Origin of the sequence: Azospirillum endophyticum (assembly GCF_016595245.1) — a bacterium.
Lineage (GTDB): Bacteria > Pseudomonadota > Alphaproteobacteria > Azospirillales > Azospirillaceae > Azospirillum > Azospirillum endophyticum.
Window position 1 is genome coordinate 99,499 of sequence record NZ_JAENHM010000063.1, and the last position, 21,200, is coordinate 120,698.

The 21,200-nt window shown below is 67.9% G+C and carries 23 protein-coding genes; 13 read left to right on the forward strand and 10 right to left on the reverse strand.

What is annotated here, in order from left to right; all coding sequences use genetic code 11:
• Positions 1 to 63: 63 nt before the first annotated feature.
• Positions 64 to 879: an AraC family transcriptional regulator gene (locus JHL17_RS23855; RefSeq protein WP_211113541.1), complete on the forward strand. Its 816-nt coding sequence runs from the start codon at positions 64 to 66 to the stop codon at positions 877 to 879.
• A gap of 193 nt (positions 880 to 1,072) precedes the next feature.
• Here JHL17_RS23855 and JHL17_RS23860 read toward each other — a convergent pair whose 3' ends face one another.
• The gene (locus JHL17_RS23860; protein WP_200197003.1) at positions 1,073 to 1,861 is read right to left on the reverse strand and encodes an SDR family oxidoreductase; all 789 of its coding nucleotides are present in this window, start codon (positions 1,859 to 1,861) and stop codon (positions 1,073 to 1,075) included.
• Positions 1,858 to 2,187, reverse strand: coding sequence for a nuclear transport factor 2 family protein (locus JHL17_RS23865; RefSeq protein ID WP_200197005.1), 330 nt, complete (start codon positions 2,185 to 2,187; stop codon positions 1,858 to 1,860). Before JHL17_RS23865 ends, JHL17_RS23860 begins: the two co-directional genes overlap by 4 nt.
• 96 nt (positions 2,188 to 2,283) lie before the next feature.
• Here JHL17_RS23865 and JHL17_RS23870 point away from each other — a divergent pair, with 96 nt between their 5' ends.
• Positions 2,284 to 3,177 (forward strand): LysR family transcriptional regulator, encoded by an 894-nt coding sequence (locus JHL17_RS23870; protein ID WP_200197007.1) that lies wholly within the window; start codon positions 2,284 to 2,286, stop codon positions 3,175 to 3,177.
• A 202-nt stretch (positions 3,178 to 3,379) separates the two neighbouring features.
• On the opposite strand, the gene JHL17_RS23875 is transcribed toward JHL17_RS23870, so the two are convergent.
• The 3 genes from JHL17_RS23875 to JHL17_RS23885 form a co-directional block, all read right to left on the reverse strand.
• On the reverse strand, positions 3,380 to 4,759 hold the full coding sequence (locus JHL17_RS23875) for an aspartate aminotransferase family protein (protein WP_247893776.1): 1,380 nt from the start codon (positions 4,757 to 4,759) through the stop codon (positions 3,380 to 3,382).
• Between the two features lie 28 nt (positions 4,760 to 4,787).
• A complete protein-coding gene (locus tag JHL17_RS23880; protein ID WP_200197011.1) occupies positions 4,788 to 6,281 on the reverse strand; it encodes an NAD-dependent succinate-semialdehyde dehydrogenase in 1,494 nt (497 codons plus the stop codon).
• Between the two features lie 140 nt (positions 6,282 to 6,421).
• Positions 6,422 to 6,928: an Lrp/AsnC family transcriptional regulator gene (locus JHL17_RS23885; RefSeq protein ID WP_200197012.1), complete on the reverse strand. Its 507-nt coding sequence runs from the start codon at positions 6,926 to 6,928 to the stop codon at positions 6,422 to 6,424.
• Between the two features lie 88 nt (positions 6,929 to 7,016).
• Between JHL17_RS23885 and ehuR the strand changes: the two genes are divergently transcribed.
• The 10 genes from ehuR (at position 7,017) to ehuB (ending at position 16,778) form a co-directional block, all read left to right on the forward strand.
• Entirely contained in the window at positions 7,017 to 8,402 is a 1,386-nt protein-coding gene (ehuR, locus tag JHL17_RS23890) for a MocR-like ectoine utilization transcription factor EhuR (protein WP_486598861.1), read from the forward strand.
• A 123-nt stretch (positions 8,403 to 8,525) separates the two neighbouring features.
• A complete protein-coding gene (gene ehuA / locus JHL17_RS23895) occupies positions 8,526 to 9,311 on the forward strand; it encodes an ectoine/hydroxyectoine ABC transporter ATP-binding protein EhuA (protein ID WP_345773867.1) in 786 nt (261 codons plus the stop codon).
• Positions 9,312 to 9,411: 100 nt separating this feature from the next.
• Positions 9,412 to 10,071, forward strand: a complete 660-nt coding sequence (ehuC, locus tag JHL17_RS23900; protein WP_200197015.1) for an ectoine/hydroxyectoine ABC transporter permease subunit EhuC — start codon at positions 9,412 to 9,414, stop codon at positions 10,069 to 10,071.
• 12 nt (positions 10,072 to 10,083) lie between these two features.
• Positions 10,084 to 10,740, forward strand: coding sequence for an ectoine/hydroxyectoine ABC transporter permease subunit EhuD (ehuD, locus tag JHL17_RS23905; protein WP_200197017.1), 657 nt, complete (start codon positions 10,084 to 10,086; stop codon positions 10,738 to 10,740).
• A gap of 56 nt (positions 10,741 to 10,796) precedes the next feature.
• Positions 10,797 to 11,582 carry an ectoine utilization protein EutA gene (eutA, locus tag JHL17_RS23910; protein WP_200197018.1) on the forward strand — a complete coding sequence of 262 codons (786 nt, stop codon included), beginning with the start codon at positions 10,797 to 10,799 and terminating at the stop codon, positions 11,580 to 11,582.
• The gene (gene eutB, locus JHL17_RS23915; protein ID WP_200197020.1) at positions 11,579 to 12,565 is read left to right on the forward strand and encodes a hydroxyectoine utilization dehydratase EutB; all 987 of its coding nucleotides are present in this window, start codon (positions 11,579 to 11,581) and stop codon (positions 12,563 to 12,565) included. Before eutA ends, eutB begins: the two co-directional genes overlap by 4 nt.
• Complete coding sequence (eutC, locus tag JHL17_RS23920) at positions 12,553 to 13,545, forward strand: ectoine utilization protein EutC (protein WP_200197021.1); 993 nt, start codon at positions 12,553 to 12,555, stop codon at positions 13,543 to 13,545. Before eutB ends, eutC begins: the two co-directional genes overlap by 13 nt.
• A 31-nt stretch (positions 13,546 to 13,576) precedes the next feature.
• Complete coding sequence (gene doeA / locus JHL17_RS23925; protein WP_200197023.1) at positions 13,577 to 14,767, forward strand: ectoine hydrolase DoeA; 1,191 nt, start codon at positions 13,577 to 13,579, stop codon at positions 14,765 to 14,767.
• Positions 14,768 to 14,769: 2 nt separating this feature from the next.
• A complete protein-coding gene (doeB, locus tag JHL17_RS23930) occupies positions 14,770 to 15,792 on the forward strand; it encodes a N(2)-acetyl-L-2,4-diaminobutanoate deacetylase DoeB (RefSeq protein ID WP_200197024.1) in 1,023 nt (340 codons plus the stop codon).
• A 137-nt stretch (positions 15,793 to 15,929) separates the two neighbouring features.
• Positions 15,930 to 16,778, forward strand: a complete 849-nt coding sequence (ehuB, locus tag JHL17_RS23935) for an ectoine/hydroxyectoine ABC transporter substrate-binding protein EhuB (RefSeq protein ID WP_200197026.1) — start codon at positions 15,930 to 15,932, stop codon at positions 16,776 to 16,778.
• 110 nt (positions 16,779 to 16,888) lie between these two features.
• Here the strand turns inward: ehuB and arsH are convergent, their stop codons facing one another.
• From arsH to JHL17_RS23960, 5 genes are read right to left on the reverse strand one after another with little or no spacing between them, the layout of a single operon-like run.
• Entirely contained in the window at positions 16,889 to 17,650 is a 762-nt protein-coding gene (arsH, locus tag JHL17_RS23940; RefSeq protein ID WP_200197028.1) for an arsenical resistance protein ArsH, read from the reverse strand.
• Positions 17,643 to 18,716 (reverse strand): ACR3 family arsenite efflux transporter, encoded by a 1,074-nt coding sequence (gene arsB, locus JHL17_RS23945; RefSeq protein WP_425599648.1) that lies wholly within the window; start codon positions 18,714 to 18,716, stop codon positions 17,643 to 17,645. The genes arsH and arsB overlap by 8 nt, the downstream gene beginning before the upstream one ends.
• Before the next feature lie 13 nt (positions 18,717 to 18,729).
• A complete protein-coding gene (locus JHL17_RS23950; RefSeq protein WP_425599649.1) occupies positions 18,730 to 18,876 on the reverse strand; it encodes a thioredoxin domain-containing protein in 147 nt (48 codons plus the stop codon).
• A 31-nt stretch (positions 18,877 to 18,907) separates the two neighbouring features.
• Entirely contained in the window at positions 18,908 to 19,417 is a 510-nt protein-coding gene (locus JHL17_RS23955) for an arsenate reductase ArsC (protein WP_200197029.1), read from the reverse strand.
• 52 nt (positions 19,418 to 19,469) lie between these two features.
• Positions 19,470 to 19,826 (reverse strand): ArsR/SmtB family transcription factor, encoded by a 357-nt coding sequence (locus JHL17_RS23960; protein ID WP_200197030.1) that lies wholly within the window; start codon positions 19,824 to 19,826, stop codon positions 19,470 to 19,472.
• 394 nt (positions 19,827 to 20,220) lie between these two features.
• On the opposite strand from JHL17_RS23960, the gene JHL17_RS23965 reads away from it, so the two are divergent.
• Entirely contained in the window at positions 20,221 to 21,168 is a 948-nt protein-coding gene (locus JHL17_RS23965) for a flavin reductase family protein (RefSeq protein ID WP_200197031.1), read from the forward strand.
• The last annotated feature ends 32 nt before the right edge of the window (positions 21,169 to 21,200 follow it).

The window sequence follows — 21,200 nt, forward strand, 5'->3', positions numbered from 1 at the left end:
AATTAGGTATCCTGTCAAAAAATCCCTAAATCACGCCAAATTCGAGTGTGGCCAGAGTCGATCATGCCGAAACCCATCTCCGCGTCACGGTCGGCCGTTTCCGTCTTCGATCCCGATCTCGACGACCGGCCTGCGGTCGCGCGCCTGCTCGACTTCACGGAATACAAGGCGGAAGTGCCGGTGCATGCGCATCGAAGAGGACAGCTGATCCTGGCGCTGCATGGCGCCGTCACCTGCACCGCGGGCGACGAGATCTGGATCGTGCCGCCCGACTGCGGAGTCTGGATTCCGGGTTCCATGCCGCACAGCGTCAGAGCCACCGCGAACGCCCGGCTCAGCTACCTGTTCGTTGAGCCGGGAGCCGCGAGCCTGCCCGACGTCTGCTGCACCCTGTCGATCTCGCCCCTGGTGCGGGAACTGGTCAACCGGCTGACCGGCGAGGTTTCGGACTATCTGGCGGACAGCCATGCCGCCCGTCTTGCCCGGGTGACGCTGGACGAGCTGGCCGGGATGCCGCGTGAACACTTCAACCTGCCCATCTCCAGCGATCCGAAGATCCGGGCGATCGCCGACGCCCTGACGATCGAACCGTCCGACCGGAGCACGTTGGCGGACTGGGCGAAGCGCGTCGCGATGAGCGAGAGATCGCTGGCCCGTTTGATGATCCGCGAGACGGGGCTGACCTTCGGGCGCTGGCGGCAGCAGTTGCACCTCGTCGTTGCGCTTCGCGAACTGGCCAGCGGGGCTGCGGTACAGACCGTGGCGGACAAGCTGGGCTATGAGTCGGTCAACGCCTTCATCACGATGTTCAAGAAAGCTCTGGGAAGCACGCCGGCACAATATTTCACGCAACGCAGGGCGAAGCCGTCACAGCCTTGAACGGAGAAGGACGCAACAGGCTTTTCGGTGCGGTTTTCAGGATGCAGTGAACGGTTTGCGAGCAGCCGATCTGCCTGGGACAAGGCGGGCGTGGACGAAACTGGCGGCCGGGAGCGTCATCCCTACGCCACCGGACCCGCCGCTTCCCGACGCCCGACGCCCGCCGCGGAAGGCGAACGTCGGGGCGATGACCTCAGACAGTCCGCACGGTGCCGCCGTCGATGATGAACTCGGCGCCGTGGATCGCGGCGGCGCGATCCGAGGCCAGATAGGCAATCAGATCGGCGACCTCATCGGGCTCGGCCGCACGCCCGATCGGGATCCCGCCCAGGGCATCGAGGACAACCTGCCGCGCTTCCTCGATCGTGCCGCCATGGGCGGCCTGCAGACGCTCGAGAAAGTCGACGGACGACTCCGTCATGATCCAGCCGGGAGAGACGGCGTTGACCCGCACGCCCTTCGGTCCCAGTTCCTTGGAGATCGACTTGCTGTAGGTCCGGAGCGCGGCCTTTGCGGCGGCGTAGCCAGTGGTCGATTCGGGAAGCGGCAGGATCGATTGGATGGACGTGATATGCACGATCGCGCCGGCACCCCGTTCCATCATCTGCGGGGCCAGGAGGCGATCAAGGCGGACGCTGGCCAAAAGGTTGAGGTTCAGCTCGGCGAGCCAGTGATCTTCCGTCAGGGCAAGAAAGCCGCCGGCAGGCGAGGCCGAGCCGCCGATCACATGAGCGAGGATGTCGATGCCACCCATACGCTCGAGCGCCGCCTTGGCCAAGGTTGCCCCGCCCTCGGCTGTCGTCAGGTCTGCCTGGACGAATTCGACGCCGTCGATCGGCCGTGGAGTTCCGCGGGCGGCGGTGATCACCCGGGCGCCGCCGGCCAGGAAGCGATCGACGGTAGCGCGGCCCAAGCCCTTGGTGCCGCCGCTGACGAGCACCCGTTTTCCGGCGAACTCGGTTGGATCAGCCTTGATGCTCATGCCGTGATCTCCAAGGCCTTGATCGCGTCGTGTTCGATCGTGAAGCGATAGGTGAATCGGATGGGGCTGCCCTTGAAGTCGCCATGGGCAGGGCCTTCGGCCACGACTTGGCCGTTCTCGCCGCGAACGGTGTCCGGCGTGAAGATGGCCTTGACCGCAATCACCTCGTCCTCAAACAAGGTTCGCAGCGCGGCATGGCCCTCGTGACGTTTTCCGTTGTCGAAGAGGACCGCGTCGGCGGCAAAAGGCTTCAACATGCCGTCCACATCGAGTTGTGCATTGGCCTCGACATAGTCGGCTATGGGTTTGGGCAGTTCGATCGACATCGCTCGGCTCCTTGACGTGACAAGGTTGATTTAGAGCCAAACATCAATCACGATAATCGGGCCAAACCGGCATGGGGCATCGCGAAAAGCGGGACAATGCCGAAACACGGCCTGATCGAATTCGATGCTGTTCTCGCGATTGCACGGCGCGGATCGTTCCGGGCAGCGGCGTTGGAACTTGGCCTGTCGACCACCGCACTGAGCAACGTCATCGGGAAGCTGGAGCGCCAACTCGGCGTCCGATTGTTCAATCGCACCACCCGCAGCGTTTCCCTGACGGACGCCGGACGAAACTTCGTCGATCATGTCGGGCCCGCCGTACAGACCCTGCACGATGCGATGGGCGCCGCCCGCTCGCAGCAGGAAACCCCATCCGGAACCCTTCGGATCAATGCATTCGCGACAGGTGCGCGGGAGGTGCTTGGCCCGCTCCTGTTGAAGTTCCTGCGGCGCTATCCACAGGTTCACATCGATCTCGTCACCGAGGGCCGGATCGTGGACATCGTTGCCGAAGGGTTCGATCTTGGCCTCAGGAGCGCCGACCTGGTGCCGAGCGACATGATTGCCATTCCCGTAAGCCCTCCCCGCAGCTTTGCCGTGGTTGCGTCGCCGGCGTATTTCGAAGCCAACGGCAAGCCTCGCGTGCCCACCGAGCTTCTGCGCCATTCCTGCCTTCGCATTCGGTTGCCGAATGGCGCGCTGCATCGCTGGCAATTCGAAAAGGACGGTCAGCCCGTCCAGATCGACGTTCAAGGTCCCATCACGCTGGATGAGGCGAGCCTCTCGCGCATCACTGTCCTCAATCACGTCGGCATCGGCTACTTCATGGAGTCCGATGTGCGCGAAGACATCGAGGCAGGGCGTCTCGTCCGGGTCTTGGAAGATTGGACGCCATCGCTGGCACCCTTGTGCCTCTACTATCCCAGCAGACGAAATCCTTCGGCCGCATTCAAGGCGTTGATCGGCATGGCCCGCAGCCCTGCCAGATGAGGGTTTGTTCAGTGACGGCTTCCGTAGGAGCGGCCATCTCGCGAACGCGGTGCCAACGACCAGGTTTCGTCGGGAACATGGCTCCGAGCTCGGCGTCCGATTTTCCAAGGCCGTGAACGCAAACGCATGGCCCCTCGACCACAAGCGCCTCGATCGATGCGCCCTCGCGCCGGGACCGGCGCGAGGGCTGACGGAAGCCCACTCAGAGTTCGGCCGCCACCGCCTTCACCGCCTTGGCCGTCGCGGACACCACGATGTCCGCCTCCTCCCCCGTCAGGCAGAGCGGCGGGGCGAAGCCGAGGATGTCGCCCTGCGGCATGGCACGGGCGATGACCCCCCGCTCCAGCAGGGCGGCGGACAGGCGCGGCCCGACCTTCGCCTCGACGGGGAAGAAGCGGCGGTCATCCTTGTCGGCGACGAACTCCACCGCCGCCAGCATGCCCTCGCCGCGCACCTCGCCGACCATCGGATGCCCTGCCAGCGCGTCGGCCAGCGCCGCGCGGAAATAGCCGCCGGTCTCGCGCGCGTTGGTCACCAGATCGAGCGTGTCGACCAGCTCCAGATTCGCCACCCCGGCGGCGGCGCAGAGCGGATGCGCCGAATAGGTCCAGCCATGGCCGATGGGGCCCAACTGGTCGGAGCCCTGCTCCAGCACCTTCCACACCCGGTCGCCGACGATCACCCCCGACAGCGGCGCATAGGCGGAGGTCAGTCCCTTGGCGATGGTGATGAGGTCCGGCCTGATGCCGTAATGGTCGGAGCCGAACATGCTGCCGAGCCGGCCGAACCCGGTCACCACCTCGTCGGCGATCAGCAGGATGTCGTGCTTGTCCAGGACGGCCTGGACCTTCTCCCAATAGCCGGCGGGCGGCGGGACGATGCCGCCGGTGCCCAGGACCGGTTCGCCGATGAAGGCGGCGATGGTTTCCGGCCCCTCCGCCTGGATCAGCGCCTCCAACTGGTCGGCGCAGTGCTGGGAGAACTGCTCCTCGCTCATGCTGCGGTCGGCGCGGCGGAAATAGTAAGGAGCTTCGGTGTGCAGCACCGGCGGGCGCGGCAGGTCGAAGGCCTTGTGGAACAGCTCCAGCCCGGTCAGGCTGCCGGTCATCACCCCCGACCCGTGATAGCCGCGCCAGCGCGAGATGATCTTCTTCTTCTCCGGCCGGCCGAGGATGTTGTTGTAGTACCAGACCAGCTTGATGTTGGTCTCGTTCGCGTCCGATCCCGACAGGCCGAAATAGACGCGCGACATCCCGGCGGGAGCCCGGTCGACGATCATCTTGGCCAGCGTGATCGACGGCTCGCTGCCATGCCCGGCATAGGCATGATAGTAGGCGAGCTTGCCGGCCTGCTCGGCGATGGCGTCGGCGATCTCGCGCCGGCCATAGCCGACATTGACGCAATAGAGCCCGGCGAAGGCGTCCAGGCTGCGCTTGCCGTCACGGTCGGTGATGTAGACGCCGTCGCCGCCGGTGACGACGCGCGTCGGTGTGTCGCCGCGGGCGTGCGCCGCCATGTGGGTCGAGGGGTGGAAGAAATGGTCGCGGTCCCAGGCGGTCAGTTCGTTGGTCAGGTCGGTCATGATCTGTTTTCCCATGAAGGATTTCGGCTCAGGCGGCGTCGAGGCAGACGTATTTCAGCTCGGTGAAGGCCTCCAGCCCATGGCGCGAGCCTTCGCGGCCGAGGCCGGATTGCTTGACCCCGCCGAAGGGAACCGGCGCGCCGGTGATCTTCACCCGGTTGACCGCCACCATCCCATACTGCAGCGCCCGCGACAGGCGCAGGATCCGGCCGGCGTCGCGGGTCACCAGATAGGCGACGAGCCCGTATTCGGTGTCGTTGGCGCGGGCCACCGCCTCCGCCTCCTCATCGAAGGGCAGGATCGCGGCGACCGGGCCGAAGGTCTCCTCGCGCAGGATCAGCGAGTCCGGCGCGACGTCGGCCAGCACGGTGGGACGGTAGAACAGCGGGCCGGCGGGATGCACCTCGCCGCCGGTCAGGCAGCGGGCGCCGCGATCCAGCGCGTCGCGGACGTGGCGTGCGCATTTGTCGACGGCCCTTTCGTTCATCAGCGGGCCGATCTGCACCTCCGGCTCCAGCCCCGGCCCGACGCGCAGGGCCGCGCTGCGGGCGGTGAAAGCGGCGCAGAAGCTGTCGTACAGCGGACGCTGCACATAGATGCGGTTGGCGGCGAGACAGTCCTGGCCGGAGGTGGCGAACTTCGCGTCGATGGCGATGTCCACCGCCCGCTGCAGGTCGGCGTCGGCGAAGACCAGCAACGGCGCATGGCCGCCCAGTTCCATCACCAGCCGCTTCATGGTCGGGGCGCAACGCGCGGCGATGCGGCAGCCGATCCCGGTGGAGCCGGTGAAGCTCATGGCGCGGACGCGGGCGTCGTCGCACAGCGCGCCGACCAGCGGCTCCGCATCGCCGGTCAGGACGTTGAACACGCCGGCGGGGATGCCCGCCCGCTCCGCCAGTTCCGCCAGCGCCAGCGCCGACAGCGGCGTCTCGGACGACGCATGCGCCACCACGGTGCAGCCGGCCGCCAGTGCCGCCGCCGCCTTGCGCGTCAGCATCGCCGACGGGAAGTTCCAGGGCGTCGCCATGCCGACCACGCCCAGCGCCTCCCGCCGCAGCAGCATTTCGGCACCGGGCAGATGGCTGGCGATGCTCTCGACGCCCACCCGCCTGGCTTCCTCCGCGTACCATTCGACGAAGGAGGCGGCATAGTCGATCTCTCCCCGTGATTCGGCGAGCGGCTTGCCCTGCTCCAGGGTCATCAGCAGGGCCAGATCCTCGCGGGCGGAAACGATACGGTCGAACCAATCGCGCAGGCGGGCGGCGCGGTCCTGCGGCAGCCGGGCGCTCCAGGCCGGGAAAGCGGCGGCAGCGGCGCTGACGGCATCGGCGGCCTGGGCGGCCTCCAGCGCGGCGACATGGGCGAGGGTCCGCCCGCTGGCCGGGTCGGTTACCGCGAAGGTGGAATTGTCCGGTGCCGCGGTCCAGCGTCCGCCGACATAGGCGAGTTCGCGCAGCAGCCGGCGGTCGGTCAGGCGGCTGACGGCGTCGTGACGGTCCAGGCGGGACAGCTGCGCGGTCATGGGCACCTCCGGAAAGGATTTGGGCGTCGAAACGCCGATGTCCGGAGTCTAGAGGTGCCGCGATGGAGAGAGTGTCCGAACCTGCCCCTTGTGGCGGAGAGTGTCTCTTTGCCGGGGCGGAGAAGAAGAGAAAGTCTCTATCACGAGTGGACGGGTCCGTTCCGCTCCTCCATCAGCGCCTCCAGCGGCATCGCCGCGTCGTCCTTCACCGTCCGCGTGACGATGTAGGTGAAATAGCGGTCGATCCCGGTGTCGCCGTCCAGCAGGCGGTCGATGATCCGCTGATAGGCGTCGACGTCGCGCGCCACCACCCGCAGGACATAATCGACCCCGCCGCCGACCGACCAGCAGGAGACGATGCCGGGTTCGGCCTTGACCGCCCGTTCGAACCGGTCGAAATCGGCTTGCCGATGGCTGCCCAGCGTCACCTCGACCAGCGCCATGGCGAAGGGCGTCACCTGCCGCAGGGCCAGCCGCGCGTGATAGCCGGTGACGATGCCGGCCTCCTCCAGCCGGCGCAGCCGGACCCAGCACGGCGTCGGCGACAGCCCCACCCGTTCGGCCAGAGCCAGCTTGGTGATGCGGCCGTCACGCTGGATTTCCGACAGGATGCGCAGGTCGATGGAATCGAGCTTCAGGTCGGGCATGGAGCGGGAGCCTCTGGAAGATGACAACCCGACGATGTCCATGCTTTCCGGGATTGTCAAATGTGATGATTTCCAGCAGAAATGTTGCATGACAAAGTGGCACCCCGATGCATCGGCTTTGAGCAGGCCCGTCTATCTCTCGCTGGCCGATCAGGTGCAGCGGGCGATCACGCAAGGCCAACTGGCGGTCGGCGACCAGCTGCCCACCCACCGGCAGCTTGCCGACGAATTGGGCATTTCCGTCCAGACCGTCAGCCGCGCCTATGAGGAGCTGATCCGGCGCGGCCTGATCAGCGGGGAGACCGGGCGCGGCACCTTCATCCGCGCCGCCCAGACCGAGGTCGACCCGCCCTACATCCCGCAACGCACCGACGAGGTGATCGACCTGTCGATCCTGAAGCCGGTGTGCGAGCCGCTGCATGTGGAGGCGATGCGGCAGGCGCTGGTGGAGCTTGCCGCCAGCCTGCCGCCGGCCGTGGTGCTGTCCTTCCGCCCCAACACCCTGTTCGCCCGCCACCGGGCGACGGCGGTGTCCTGGCTGCGCGCATGCGGGGTGGAGACGGGGGCCGCCAACGTCACCCTGACCAACGGCGCCACCGCCGGCATGACCATCGCCCTGATGGCCGCCGCCCCTCCCGGATCGACCGTGGTGACGGAGGAGGTCGGGCACCATACCCTGCTGCCGCTGGCCTCCTATCTCGGCATCAAGCTGCGCGGCGTCGCCATCGACGAGGAGGGAATCCGTCCCGACGCGCTCGACGCCGCCTGCCGCGACGGCACGGCCAAGGCGCTGTTCGTCATGCCGAACCCGATCAACGCCACCGCGACCCACATGGGCGAGGACCGGCGGCGGGAGATCGCGCGCCTGGCCCAACGCCACAATCTGTCGATCGTGGAGAACGACCCGCTCGGGCCCCTGCTGAGCGACCGGCGCCCGCCGCTGGCGGCCCTGGCGCCGGAACGGACCCTCTACGTCACCAGCTTCACCAAGACGGTGATGCCCGGCCTGCGCACCGGCTATCTGGTGGTCCCGGACCGGCTGCTCGCCGCCGTCACCAACCGCCATCTGGTGACCAACTGGATCGCGACGCCCATCGTCGCCGAGATCGCCACCCGCTGGGTCGAGAGCGGCTTCGCGATGGAGATGGTGGAGTGGCAGCGCAAGGCCCTGCACCGCCGCCACGCGCTGGCCGCCGAGATCCTGAAGGGCATCCCCCATCGCAGCCATGCCGAAGGGCTGCATCTGTGGCTGCCGCTGGGCGAAGGACGGCCGGAGGCGACCTTCGTGTCGCATGCCCGCCATCAGGGGGTGGCGCTGGCGCCGGGCTCGGCCTTCGCCATCGGTCCCGGAACGCGCCCCGACGCGCTGCGCGTCTCCATCGGCTCCACCACCGAGGCGGAGCTGCACGCCGGCCTGCGCGTGATCGTCAATCTGCTGAACAGCGACCCGGAGCCGGTGCTTCTCGCCATCTGAACAATTCCGAGGGGGGCTTCTCCAGAATTGTCATGATTTGATTTTCCAGATTGACATGATTTTTGCGGTCCCGCATCGTTTGCGTACATCCACGGTCGCCAACCATTGCAAGGGAAGACCGGTGTGACCGACGCAATCATCGACATCGACCGGGTCACCAAGCGCTACGGCTCGCACACCGTGTTGCAGGACCTGTGTTTTTCAGTCCGGCCGGGTGAGAAGCTGGCGCTGATCGGGCCGTCCGGCTCCGGCAAGACGACGATCCTGCGGACGCTGATGACGCTGGAAACCATCGAAGGCGGCACTATCCGCATCGACGGCGAAAGCCTGTTCCAGATGGAGCGGAACGGCCGTCAGGTCCCCGCCGACGAGGCGCATCTGCATCGGATGCGGACCAAGATCGGCATGGTGTTCCAGCTGTTCAACCTGTTCCCGCACAAATGCGTGCTGGACAACGTCACGCTGGCGCCGATGCTGACCAAGGGCGTCAGGAAGGCGGATGCCGAACGCCGGGCGATGGAGCTGCTGGACCTCGTCGGCCTCGCCGACAAGGCCCGCGCCATGCCGGCCCAGCTGTCCGGCGGCCAGAAGCAGCGGGTGGCCATCGCCCGCGCCCTGGCGTTGCAGCCCAGGATCATGCTGTTCGACGAGGTGACCTCGGCCCTCGACCCCGAACTGGTGGAAGAGGTGCTGAACGTCATGCGGATGCTGGGGTCGACCACCGACATGACCATGTTGCTGGTGACCCACGAGATGAGCTTCGCCCACGATTTCGCCGACCGCGTGCTGTTCTTCGACCGTGGCCGCATCGTCGAGGAGGGGCCGCCCGAAATCCTCTTCACCAACCCGACGCACGAGCGGACCCAGGCCTTCTTGAAAAAGATCATCGCCGCCGGACAGCGGATCTAAAAGTTCAGCGCATCTGACGGTTCAGCGGATCTGAAAGGCTCGGCGCATCCGACTGCGTCCGTTTCCGCTTTTTTCCCCGAACGCAGGAGATCTCGGCTTCATGGCTGATTGGGCCGGCTATCTGGGCTTGATGCTGGACGGTGCGCTGGTGACGGCGAAGCTGACCGTGCTCGGCTGCGCGCTGGCCCTGCCGGCCGCCTTCCTCGCCGGGCTGGGCCGGCTGTCGCGCCACTCCGCGGTGCGTGCCGTATCGGTCGCCTATATCGAGTTCTTTCGCGGCACGTCGATCTTCGTCCAGCTGTTCTGGGCCTATTTCGTTCTGCCGCTGATGGGCGTGACGCTGACGCCGTTGCAGGCCGGGGTGCTGGCGCTCGGGCTGAATGTCGGCGCCTATGGCGCGGAGGTGGTGCGGGCGGCGGTGCAGTCCATCGGCCGCGAACAGCACGAGGCCTGCGTCGCCCTGAACCTGACGCGCTGGCAGAGCCTGCGTCACGTGCTGCTGCCGCAGGCGGCGGTGGTGATGGTGCCGACCTTCTGCAACAACGCCATCGAGCTGTTGAAGGCGACCTCGGTCGTCTCGCTGATCTCGCTCAGCGACCTCACCTTCCAGGCGCAGGTCGTCCGCTCGCAGACCGGCAGCACCGCGCTGCCCTTCCTGACCGTGCTGGTCATCTACTTCGCCTATGCCAGCCTGATCTCGTTCGGCATGAAAGCCCTGGAGCGCCGCATGACCCGCGGCCTCGACGGGCTGCGCACTTGAAGGAAACCGGCCATGGAATGGGATTGGGAGTTCGTCCGCGAGATCATGCCGATGCTGCTGGACGGCCTGCGCATCACGCTGCTGGCCACGCTGCTCGGCTCCATCCTGGCCGGCGCCGCCGGGCTGGGCTTCGCCCTGCTGCGCCGGTCGAAAAGCCGGCCGGTGGCGCGCATCACCGGCTTCGTGGTGGAGTTCATCCGCGGCACGCCGCTGCTGGTGCAGCTGTATTTCCTGTTCTACGTGCTGCCGGAGCTGGGCCTGCTGTTGTCGCCGCTGACCGCCGGCGTGGTGGGCTTGGGCCTTCACTACGCCACCTACGCCTCGGAGGTTTTCCGCGCCGGCATCGACAACACGCCGCGCGGCCAGTGGGAGGCGGCGAAGGCCTGCAACCTCACACCCTACCAGACCTGGCGCCACATCATCCTGCCGCAGGCGATCCCGCCGATGATCCCGGCGCTGGCGAATTATTTCGTCGCAATGTTCAAGGAAACCCCGCTGCTCTCTGCCATCACGGTGATCGAACTGATGAGCGAGGCCCGCGGCGTCGCCAACAGCAATTACCGCTATCTGGAGCCGATGACGATGGTCGGCGTCCTGTTCCTGTGCATCAGCCTGATCGCCGTGCCCGCCCTGCACCTGCTGGAGCGCCGTTTCCGGCCCACCCGCTGACTGCCGACGCGCTGATTGCCGACGCGCTGACACGCCGATCCCGGAGTTTTCGAGCCATGTCCTCCCTCCCCATCCTGCGCTCGCCCACCGCGCTGGCCTTCGACGACCGCCCGGTCGAAAAGCGCGTCGGTCTGGTCGTGCTGGCGACCGACCACACGACCGAACCGGACTTCCGCCGCATGGTCGCCAGCGACCGCATCGGCGTCTACACCGCGCGCATCGCCTACGCCAACCCGACGACGCCGGAGAATCTGCGCCGCATGCAACCGCGCCTCGCCGAAGGGGCGGCGCTGATCCTGCCCGACGAGCCGCTCGACGCCATCTGCTATTCCTGCACCTCGGCCAGCGTCGTGATGGGCGACGACGCCATCGAGCAGGCCATCGTCTCGTCCAAGCCGGGTGTTCCCGTCATCACCCCGCCCGCCGCCGCCCGCCGTGCCCTGCATGGCTTCGGCGCCCGCCGCATCGCCGTACTGACCCCCTACACCGAACAGACCAGCCGGCCGATGGCCGCTTATTTTGCGGACCACGGGTTCGACATCGCGCGCTTCACCTGCTTCGGGCTGGACGACGACCGCGAGATGGCGCGCATCGCGCCGGCCAGTCTGGTGCGCGCCGCCGTCGAGGCGATGCCGCCTGACGCCGACGCCCTGTTCATCTCCTGCACCGCCCTGCGCTCGGCCGGCGTCGCCGCCGAGATCGAGGCCGCCATCGGCCGCCCCGTCGTCACCAGCAACCAGGCCACCGCCTGGGCCGCGCTGCGCCTGTGCGGCGACGACCGGCCCCGTCCCGGGGCTGGGCGGCTGATGACCCTGCCGCTGCCGGGGGAGGCATGGTCATGAGCGGGCACGGCATCGGCCTGGAGGACGTCTTCCGCGCCCGTGCGCGGCTGGCCGGGCGGATCGTGGCGACGCCGACCGTCGCCTCGCCCAGCCTGACCGCCCGCTGCGGCGCTCCGGTCTTCCTGAAGCTGGAGACCCGCCAGACCACCGGCAGCTTCAAGCTGCGCGGCGCCACCAACGCGCTGTCGGCCCTGCCGCGCGAGGCACTGGCAACGGGGGTCGCGGCGGCCTCCACCGGCAATCATGGCCGGGCGCTTGCCCATGCCGCCGCACAGGCCGGCATCCGCTGCGTCGTCTGCATGTCGGCGCTGGTCCCATCCAACAAGGTCGAGGGCATCCGCGCGCTGGGGGCGGAGATCCGCATCGTCGGCCGCTCCCAGGACGACGCGCAGGTCGAGGTCGACCGGCTGGTCCGCAAGGAGGGCTTCGCCACCGTCCCGCCCTTCGACCATGCCGAGGTCATCGCCGGGCAGGGCACGCTGGGGCTGGAGATCATCGAGGCGGTGCCCGACGCCGAGCTGCTGCTGGTGCCGCTGTCGGGCGGCGGCCTGATCGGCGGCGTGGCGCTGGCGGCCAAGGCCCTGCGGCCAGGCCTGCGGGTGATCGGCGTGTCGATGGAACGCGGCGCCGCCATGCATGCCAGCCTGAAGGCCGGACGCCCGGTCCAGGTCGAGGAGCTGGAGACGTTGGCGGATTCGCTCGGCGGCGGCATCGGGCTCGACAACCGCCACACCCACCGGCTCGCCGCCAGCCTGCTCGACGACGTCGTCCTGCTGACCGAGGCGGAGATCGCCGCCGGCATCGAACACGCCTATTCCGCCGAGCAGGAAATCGTCGAAGGCGCCGGCGCCGTCGGCATCGCAGCGCTGCTCGCCGGCAAGGTGACGCCGCGCGGGCCCACAATCGCGCTGCTGTCCGGCCGCAACATCGCCATGGACCTGCACCGCCGCATCATCACCGGAGGCCTGCCATGCCCCGCATGACCATCCTGACCGAGGCGGAGCTGCGGCGGATCGTTCCGCTCGACCGCGATGCCATCGCCTGCGTCGAGGATGCCTTCCTGGCCTTGGCCACCCGCCCGGTGGCGATGCCGCCGATCCTGCGGCTCGACATCCCGGAACATCGTGGAGAAGTCGACGTCAAGACCGCCTATGTCCCCGGCCTCGACGGTTTCGCCATCAAGATCAGCCCCGGCTTCTTCGGCAATCCGGCGCTCGGCCTGCCCAGCGTCAACGGGCTGATGGTGCTGCTGAGCAGCCGGACCGGTCTGGTCGAAGCCCTGCTTCTCGACAACGGCTATCTGACCGACGTGCGGACCGCGGCGGCGGGGGCGGTCGCCGCCAAGCATCTGTCGCGTCCCGACAGCGCCGTCGCCGCCGTCTTCGGCGCCGGGGTGCAGGCGGCGTTGCAACTGGAGGCGCTGACCCTGGTCCGCCCGATCCGCGAGGCCCGCCTCTGGGCGCGCCAGCCCGAGCGCGCCGCCGCCACCGCCGCCCGCCTGTCGGAGCGGCTGGGCTTCCCCGTCCATGCCGCGACGGAGAGCAGGACGGCGGTCGCCGGCGCCGACATCGTCGTCACCACCACCCCGGCCGACCGGCCGATCCTGATGGCGGACTGGCTCGAACCCGGCCAGCACGTCACCGCCATGGGGTCGGACGCCGAGCACAAGAACGAACTCGATCCCGCCATCCTGTCCCGTGCCGACCTCTATGTCGCCGACCGCCTGACGCAGACCCGCCGGCTGGGCGAACTGCACCACGCGATTGCCGCCGGCACGGTTGCCGCCGACCGGGAGTTTCCCGAACTGGGCGCCGTCATCGCCGGGCAGGCCGCGGGCCGACCTTCCACCGATGCCATCACCGTCTGCGACCTCACCGGAACCGGGGTGCAGGACACCGCCATCGCCACGTTGGCGCGCGGCCGGGCCCTGGCGGCCGGTGCCGGCACCGTCTTCGACGCTTGAACATCCCTCCTCATACGAGAGAGACCCCGACATGCTGGAACCGACGCTGAACTTCAGCCGGGCCGAATATGCCGCACGGCTCGACAAGACCCGTGCCGCCATGGACAAGGCCGGCATCGAGCTGCTGATCGTCACCGATCCGTCGAACATGGCCTGGCTGACCGGCTATGACGGCTGGTCCTTCTACGTCCACCAATGCGTGATCGTGCCGCCGCACGGCGAGCCGATCTGGTACGGACGCGGCCAGGACGCCAACGGCGCCAAGCGCACCGCCTATCTGGCCCATGACAGCATCGTCGGCTATCCCGACCATTACGTGCAGTCGACCGAGCGCCACCCGATGGATCTGCTGTCGACGATCCTGGCGGACCGCGGCTGGGGCGGGCTCAGCATCGGCGTCGAGATGGACAATTACTGGTTCACCGCCGCCGCCTACCAATCGCTGACCACCCATCTGCCCAACGCCCGCTTCAAGAACGCGACGGCGCTGGTCAACTGGCAGCGCGCGGTGAAGAGCCCGCAGGAACTCGACTACATGCGCAAGGCCGCCCGCATCGTCGAGGCGATGCACGCCCGCATCGTCGAGCGCGTCGAGCCGGGGATGCGCAAATGCGACCTCGTCGCCGAGATCTACGACGCCGGCATTCGGGGCATCGGCGGGGCGGACGGCTTCGGCGGCGACTATCCGGCCATCGTCCCGCTTCTGCCGTCGGGGGCCGACGCCTCGGCCCCGCACCTGACCTGGGACGACCGGCCGATGAAGCTGGGCGAGGGCACCTTCTTCGAGATCGCCGGCTGCTACAAACGCTATCACTGCCCGCTGTCGCGCACCGTCTTCCTCGGCACGCCGACGCAAGGCTTCCTCGATGCCGAGAAGGCGACGCTGGAGGGCATGGAGGCCGGGCTTGCCGCCGCCAGGCCGGGCAACAGCTGCGAGGACATCGCCAACGCCTTCTTCGCCGTGCTGAAGCGCTACGGCATCACCAAGGACAACCGCACCGGCTATCCCATCGGCCTCAGCTATCCGCCGGACTGGGGCGAGCGCACCATGAGCCTGCGCCCCGGCGACCGCACCGAACTCCAGCCCGGAATGACCTTCCACTTCATGACCGGCCTTTGGCTGGAGGATATGGGGCTGGAGATCACCGAGAGCATCGCAATCACCGACACCGGCGTCGAATGCCTGGCCAATGTGCCGCGCAAGCTGTTCGTGAAGTCCTGACCATGGCGCCCGTCGCACTCGCCCCCTCCCCTATGACTCCGACGGTCGATTTCGACCGCGACGGCGTGCAGCACGGCTTCCTGCGCCTGCCCTACAGCCGCGACGATTCGGCCTGGGGATCGGTGATGATCCCGGTCACTGTGGTGCGCAACGGCAGCGGGCCGACCGCCCTGCTGACCGGCGCCAACCATGGCGACGAGTATGAGGGTGCCGTCGCCCTGTTCGACCTCGCCCGGACCCTGACGGCCGACCGGGTCGCCGGCCGCGTCATCATCGTTCCGGCGATGAACTACCCGGCCTTTCAAGCGGGAACCCGAACCTCGCCGATCGACAAGGGCAACCTCAACCGCAGCTTTCCCGGCCGCCCCGACGGCACGGTGACGCAGAAGATCGCCGATTACTTCACCCGCGAACTCCTGCCCCTGGCCGATCTGGTGATGGACATCCATTCCGGCGGCCGGACGTTGGACTTCGTGCCCTTCGCCGCCGCCCACATCCTGCCCGACAAGGATCAGGAGGCGCGCTGCTTCGCCGCGGTGGCCGCCTTCGCCGCGCCCTTCTCCATGCGCATGCTGGAGATCGACGCGGTCGGCATGTACGACACCGCGGCGGAGGAGCAGGGCAAGGTCTTCGTCACCACCGAACTGGGCGGCGGCGGCACCGCGCGGGCGGAGACCATCGCCATCGCCAAGCGCGGCGTCCGCAACGTCCTGCGCCACGCCGGGATCCTAAAGGATGGGGCGTCGGGGGACGGTCGACCGGCGGAGGCGAGCCGCTGGCTCGACATGCCGTCGGCCGACTGTTTCCGCTTCGCCGAGGACAGCGGCCTGATCGAGCCCTGCGTCGATCTCGGCCAGCCGGTGCGGAAGGGCGATCTGCTCGCCCGCATCCACCCCATCGGCCGCACCGGGCTGGCGCCGGCCGAGTACCGGGCGGCGCTGGACGGCATCCTGGCGGCCCGGCATTTCCCCGGCCTGGTCAAGGCCGGCGACTGCATCGCGGTGGTCGGTACGGTCGAGAGCTGACCGCCCCCGTTGGAACCCGCCCCGGCAGAAGGCGGGCATGTAGCAAGAACGGTATCGACACCGACCGAACAGGGGCCGGCGCGCCGACGGGAACGCCGGCCGGGCAATCACCGAATCACGGAAAAGGGACGGCCGACATGAAACACCTCAAGATCGCCAAAAGCTTCGGCATCGCCACCGCGACACTCCTGACGCTCGCCGCGCCGGCCTTCGCCGCCGACACGCTGGAGACGCTGCGCGAACAGGGATTCGCCCGCATCGGCATCGCCAACGAACCGCCCTACACCGCCGTCAAGCCGGACGGCACCGTGTCGGGCGCCGCCCCCGACGTCGCCCGCGCGGTGATGAAGAAGCTGGGGGTCAATGACGTCGTCGCCTCGATCTCCGAATACGGCGCGATGATCCCCGGCCTGCAGGCCCGCCGCTTCGACGCCGTCACCGCCGGCCTGTTCATGAAGCCGGAGCGCTGCAAGGCCGTCGCCTATTCCGAGCCGATCCTCTGCGATGCCGAATCCTTCGCCCTGAAGAAGGGCAACCCGCTGAAACTGACCTCCTACGAGGACATCGCCAAGAACCCGAACGCCAAAATCGGCGCTCCCGGCGGCGGCACCGAGGAGAAGCTGGCGTTGCAGGCCGGGGTGCCGCGCGACCGCGTGATCGTGGTGCCGGACCCGCAGAGCGGCATGAAGATGCTGCAGGACGGCCGCATCGACGTCTATTCGCTGCCGGTCCTGTCGATCCACGATCTGGTCGGCAAGGCCAACGATCCGAACATCGAGGTGGTCGCTCCGGTCAAGGGCGCCCCGGTCTATTGCGACGGCGCCGCCTTCCGCAAGCAGGACACAGCACTGCGCGACGCCTTCGACAAGGTCCTGGCCGAGATGAAGGCGTCGGGCGAGTTCGCCAAGATCATCGAGCCCTACGGCTTCTCCGCCGAAGCCGCCAAGCAGACCTCCCGCGAGAAGCTCTGCGCCGCGTCCAACTGATCAAGCCGGCCGCTCCCCCCGCCTGCGCCGGACGCAGAGGGGGGGAGCGGCCGGGCAGGCGGTGGCGCGTGGATCGATTTGGATGCCGCCTCACCACTCCCGGAATGTTCTCAGGCCGTCCTTTCGCCGCTCATCGCCGCTGCGGCCAGCGTCCGCGCCTCGGTTTCGGCCTTCAGCCCGGCCTCGCGGCGTTCGCTGTAGCGGCTGGTGAGATAGTCGCTGCGGTCGCGCACCACCAAGGTGAACTTGACCAGTTCCTCCATCACGTCCACCACGCGGTCGTAGTAGGGCGATGGCTTCATCCGCCCGGCCTCATCGAACTCCTGGAACGCCTTGGCCACCGACGACTGGTTCGGAATGGTCACCATCCGCATCCAGCGCCCCAGCACCCGCATGGCGTTGACCGCGTTGAAGGATTGCGAGCCGCCGGAAACCTGCATCACTGCCAGCGTCCGTCCCTGTGTCGGTCGGATGCCGGCACTTTCCAGAGGAAGCCAGTCGATCTGGCATTTCAGGACGCCGGTGATGGTGCCGTGACGCTCCGGGCTGACCCACACCTGGCCTTCCGACCATTGCGACAGGGCGCGCAGCTCCGCCACCTTGGGATGGTCGGCCGACACGCTGTCCGGCAAAGGCAGGTCGCGCGGATCGAAGATGCGCGTGTCCGCTCCCATGCGCTCAAGCAGGCGGGCGGCCTCCTCGGTCAGAAAACGGCTGTAGGACCGTTCCCGCAGCGAGCCGTAGAGCAGCAGAATGCGCGGTGGGTGGGTCGACGGCCGCTCCGGCGTCAGCCTGTCGAGGCTGGGCGCATCGAAATAGGACTCGTCCAGGCTCGGCAGGGAGTCCGATCCGGTCGTCTCGATATCATGCATGGGTGTGTCCTTCATACCAGGGCCTGGTCGCTTTGACGATCTTCACCACCGACAGCATCACCGGCACCTCGACCAGCACGCCGACCACGGTGGCGAGCGCCGCGCCCGAGCCGAGGCCGAACAGGCTGATGGCGGCGGCGACCGCCAGCTCGAAGAAGTTGGAGGCGCCGATCAGCGCCGCCGGCGCCGCCACGCACCACGCCACCCCGAAACGGCGCGATAGCCAATAGGCCAGCCCGGCGTTGAAATAGACCTGGATCAGGATCGGCACCGCCAGCAGCAGGATGACCAGCGGCTGCGCCAGGATTTGCTCACCCTGGAAGCCGAACAGCAGCACCAGCGTGGTCAGCAGCGCCACCAGCGACACCGGCTGGATCAGGTCCAGCCTGCGCTTCAGCGAGGCCTCGCCGCCGCTGGCCAACAGGCTGCGGCGCCACAGTTGAGCGCCGACCACAGGAATGACGATGTAGAGCAGCACGGACAGCAGCAGCGTGTCCCAGGGCACGGTGATCGACGCGACGCCCAGCAGCAGCCCGACCAGCGGCGCGAAGGCGAAGACCATGATGATGTCGTTCAGCGCCACCTGGCTCAGCGTGTAGTGCGGTTCGCCCTCGCACAGGTTCGACCAGACGAAGACCATGGCGGTGCAGGGCGCCGCCGCCAGCAGGATCAGCCCGGCGATGTAGGAGGAAATCTGGTCCTGCGGCAGCAGCGGGGCGAACAGGTTTCCGATGAACAGCGTGCCCAGCAGCGCCATCGAGAAGGGTTTGACCGCCCAGTTGATGAACAGCGTCACTCCGACGCCGCGCCAGTGCTCCTTGACCTGCCCCAGCGCGCCGAGATCGATCTTCAGCAGCATCGGCACGATCATCAGCCAGATCAGCACCGCCACCGGCAGGTTGACCTTGGCGACCTCGGCCGCGGCGATGGCCTGGAACAGGCCGGGCACCAGATGGCCGAGCGCGATGCCGGCGACGATGCACAGCGCGACCCAGACGCTGAGGTAACGCTCGAAGGGTCCCATGGCGGGGCGGGCCGCCGGGGCGGCGTGGAGGTCGGTTGTCATGATCGCTCGTCCGTCAGGAGGCTTTGCCGATGCGATGTCCGGCGGTATCGACGACCTGCTCGCCGTCTTCCTTGGCGACGGCGCCGCGCCGGGCGTCGGGGAGGATGTCGAGCACCGCCTCGGACGGGCGGTACAGCCGCATGCCGAGCGGCGTCACCATGATCGGCCGGTTGATCAGGTCGGGTGCGCCATCATGGCGGCGAGGCGGACGCCTGCCCCATGTCGTCCAGCCTGCGCTTCAGCGCCAGCCGGTCGAGCGAGGCGATGGGCAGGCTGACGAAGGCCTGGATGCGGCGCTGGATTTGCCCGAACACCGTGGCGGTGAAGGCAGCCTTCTCCGCGTCGCTGCCCTGAGCGCTGGACGGGTCCGGGAAGCCCCAGTGCGCCGTCATCGGCTGGCCGGGCCACACCGGGCAGACCTCGCCGGCAGCGTTGTCGCAGACGGTGAAGACGAAATCCATGTGCGGCGCGCCCGGGGCCGCAAACTCGTCCCATGTCTTGGAGCGCAGCTCGGCGGTCGGGAATCCCAACCGCTCCAGCAGGTCATGGACGTAGGGGTTGATGCGCCCGGAGGGCTGGCTGCCGGCGCTGAAGCCGCGGAAGCGGCCCTTGCCTTCGCGGTTCAGCAGGCACTCCGCCATGACGCTGCGGGCGCTGTTGTGGGTGCACAGGAACAGGACGTTGTAGACGCGGTCGGTCATCGCTGGATTGCCTTTCCAGGCCGCGGGCAGCGCGGCGGTTGGGATCGGGGCCTCAGGCGTCGTGGTCGCATCCGCCGGGACCACACAGAACGGCCTGGGTCAGGTCGGCGGAGCAGAGTTCGGGGCGGCCCTGGCAACAGTCCTCCATCAGGAAGGCGATCAGCCGGCGGGTGCCCTCATAGTCGGACGCGTAGAAAATCTGCCGCTGCACCCGCCAGGAGCGGAGCAGGCCGGCGCGTTCCAACGTCGCCAGATGATGGGACAGGGTGGAGGCCGGAACCCCCACCTGCTGGGCAACCTCGCCTGCCGTCAGCCCGTTCGGCCCCACCGTGATCAACAGGCGGAACACGGCCAGACGGGTTTCCTGGGCAAGGGCGGCGAAGGCGCCGATGGCGGTATTGATTTCCATGATTCGACGATAGTCGAAATATCTATGGGAGGCAATCGGCCGTTTTGCTCGCCCTGCTTCAAAGAGGATCGGGAGCTTCGCATCCAGCATGGAAGCGATCCGCAAGGGGCACGCGGAAGCCGCCATAGGGAAGCCGGCCTCAGCCTTTGCTGGCGGATGCGAGCCCTTCCTGCCGCACTTGACCTTGCATACCGTTCGTCGGCGGTGCTGCCGCGGCAGGACCCATTCCTTGGAATCGATGGGACAAAATGTCGCACTTTCCTCCCTACAGGAGGAAGATGGCCGCATCCGCCCGGCGTAGCCTCGTCTTCGTAATGGAAGGGAGGCTGACGTGACATTCTCTTCGAATGACTCATCGCCCATCAATCAAAGAGAGCTTCGAAACGCCTTCGGCATGTTCCCGACCGGGGTTACGGTCGTCACCGTGCTTGACGAAGAGGGCAATCCCCGTGGGATCACGGCGAATTCCTTCACATCCGTTTCGCTCGATCCTCCGCTGGTCCTTGTCTGTATCGGAAATCGGTCGTTCAGTTTTCCGATCTTCTGCAGCGCCCCGTCCTTCGCCGTGAATCTGCTGCACGAGGGACAAGCCGATGTCTCCGGCCTTTTCGCCTCCCGTTCGCCCGAGAAATTCCAGTCCACCGGGTTCGGCCCGAAACACACCGGCGCGCCGGTCCTGGCCGATTGCCTCACCTGGTTCGATTGCACGGTGCACGACCGCGTGATCGCCGGCGACCATCTGGTTCTCATCGGCCGCGTGCAGGCCTTCGGCCCCAGCGCGACGGCAGGCGGGACGGCAAGCCGGGCAGCGCCGCTCGGCTTCTGCCGGGGCCGGTACGCGACGGTGCGCGAAGCGCAGGACGCCGGAGCCGAGGCGCCGCACGGCATGCAGGTCGGCTACCTCGTCGAAGCGGATGACGGCATCCTGCTGCAATCCGACGGAGCGGGCGGCTGGCGTCTGCCAAGCGGCCGCAGCCGCAAGGCCGAACGGGCGCTGGCTCTGGCCGATGGGGGCACGCTGCCGCTGCGGCCGGACGACAGCTTCCTTTATTCGGTCTTCGACGTCGCCGGGCAGGACGCCGGCTGTCTGGTCTATCGCACCCGCCTCGCGGCCGATGCGGCCACCACGACCCTGCCGCCGGGCCTCCGCATCTTCGCGCTCGACGCCCTACCCTTCGAGGCGATGCCGATGCGCGAGACCCGGGCGATGCTGCGCCGCTATGTCCGGGAACGGCAGGCGGACCGCTTCGGCATCTACATCGACTCAAGCGACGGCGGGCGGCTGGCGATGGTCGACGGCCGGCCCTCCCCCTGGCCCGGCGCCTTCGCCGAACACGGCTGATCTCCCTCGCCGCCCCTCCACAAAAATACGAG

Bases quoted from the DNA above. Each gene is read 5' to 3' on its own strand.
- ehuR (WP_486598861.1), top strand. From the start codon at position 7,017: ATGACAAAGTGGCACCCCGATGCATCGGCTTTGAGCAGGCCCGTCTAT.
- JHL17_RS23870 (WP_200197007.1), top strand. From the start codon at position 2,284: ATGCCGAAACACGGCCTGATCGAATTCGATGCTGTTCTCGCGATTGCA.
- ehuD (WP_200197017.1), top strand. From the start codon at position 10,084: ATGGAATGGGATTGGGAGTTCGTCCGCGAGATCATGCCGATGCTGCTG.
- JHL17_RS23965 (WP_200197031.1), top strand. From the start codon at position 20,221: ATGTTCCCGACCGGGGTTACGGTCGTCACCGTGCTTGACGAAGAGGGC.
- JHL17_RS23865 (WP_200197005.1), bottom strand. From the start codon at position 2,187: ATGTCGATCGAACTGCCCAAACCCATAGCCGACTATGTCGAGGCCAAT.
- JHL17_RS23880 (WP_200197011.1), bottom strand. From the start codon at position 6,281: ATGACCGCGCAGCTGTCCCGCCTGGACCGTCACGACGCCGTCAGCCGC.
- eutA (WP_200197018.1), top strand. From the start codon at position 10,797: ATGTCCTCCCTCCCCATCCTGCGCTCGCCCACCGCGCTGGCCTTCGAC.
- doeB (WP_200197024.1), top strand. From the start codon at position 14,770: ATGGCGCCCGTCGCACTCGCCCCCTCCCCTATGACTCCGACGGTCGAT.
- ehuC (WP_200197015.1), top strand. From the start codon at position 9,412: ATGGCTGATTGGGCCGGCTATCTGGGCTTGATGCTGGACGGTGCGCTG.
- doeA (WP_200197023.1), top strand. From the start codon at position 13,577: ATGCTGGAACCGACGCTGAACTTCAGCCGGGCCGAATATGCCGCACGG.
- arsH (WP_200197028.1), bottom strand. From the start codon at position 17,650: ATGCATGATATCGAGACGACCGGATCGGACTCCCTGCCGAGCCTGGAC.
- JHL17_RS23950 (WP_425599649.1), bottom strand. From the start codon at position 18,876: ATGGTGACGCCGCTCGGCATGCGGCTGTACCGCCCGTCCGAGGCGGTG.
- JHL17_RS23960 (WP_200197030.1), bottom strand. From the start codon at position 19,826: ATGGAAATCAATACCGCCATCGGCGCCTTCGCCGCCCTTGCCCAGGAA.
- JHL17_RS23855 (WP_211113541.1), top strand. From the start codon at position 64: ATGCCGAAACCCATCTCCGCGTCACGGTCGGCCGTTTCCGTCTTCGAT.
- JHL17_RS23875 (WP_247893776.1), bottom strand. From the start codon at position 4,759: ATGACCGACCTGACCAACGAACTGACCGCCTGGGACCGCGACCATTTC.
- arsB (WP_425599648.1), bottom strand. From the start codon at position 18,716: ATGACAACCGACCTCCACGCCGCCCCGGCGGCCCGCCCCGCCATGGGA.
- JHL17_RS23885 (WP_200197012.1), bottom strand. From the start codon at position 6,928: ATGCCCGACCTGAAGCTCGATTCCATCGACCTGCGCATCCTGTCGGAA.
- ehuB (WP_200197026.1), top strand. From the start codon at position 15,930: ATGAAACACCTCAAGATCGCCAAAAGCTTCGGCATCGCCACCGCGACA.
- eutB (WP_200197020.1), top strand. From the start codon at position 11,579: ATGAGCGGGCACGGCATCGGCCTGGAGGACGTCTTCCGCGCCCGTGCG.
- JHL17_RS23860 (WP_200197003.1), bottom strand. From the start codon at position 1,861: ATGAGCATCAAGGCTGATCCAACCGAGTTCGCCGGAAAACGGGTGCTC.
- JHL17_RS23955 (WP_200197029.1), bottom strand. From the start codon at position 19,417: ATGACCGACCGCGTCTACAACGTCCTGTTCCTGTGCACCCACAACAGC.
- eutC (WP_200197021.1), top strand. From the start codon at position 12,553: ATGCCCCGCATGACCATCCTGACCGAGGCGGAGCTGCGGCGGATCGTT.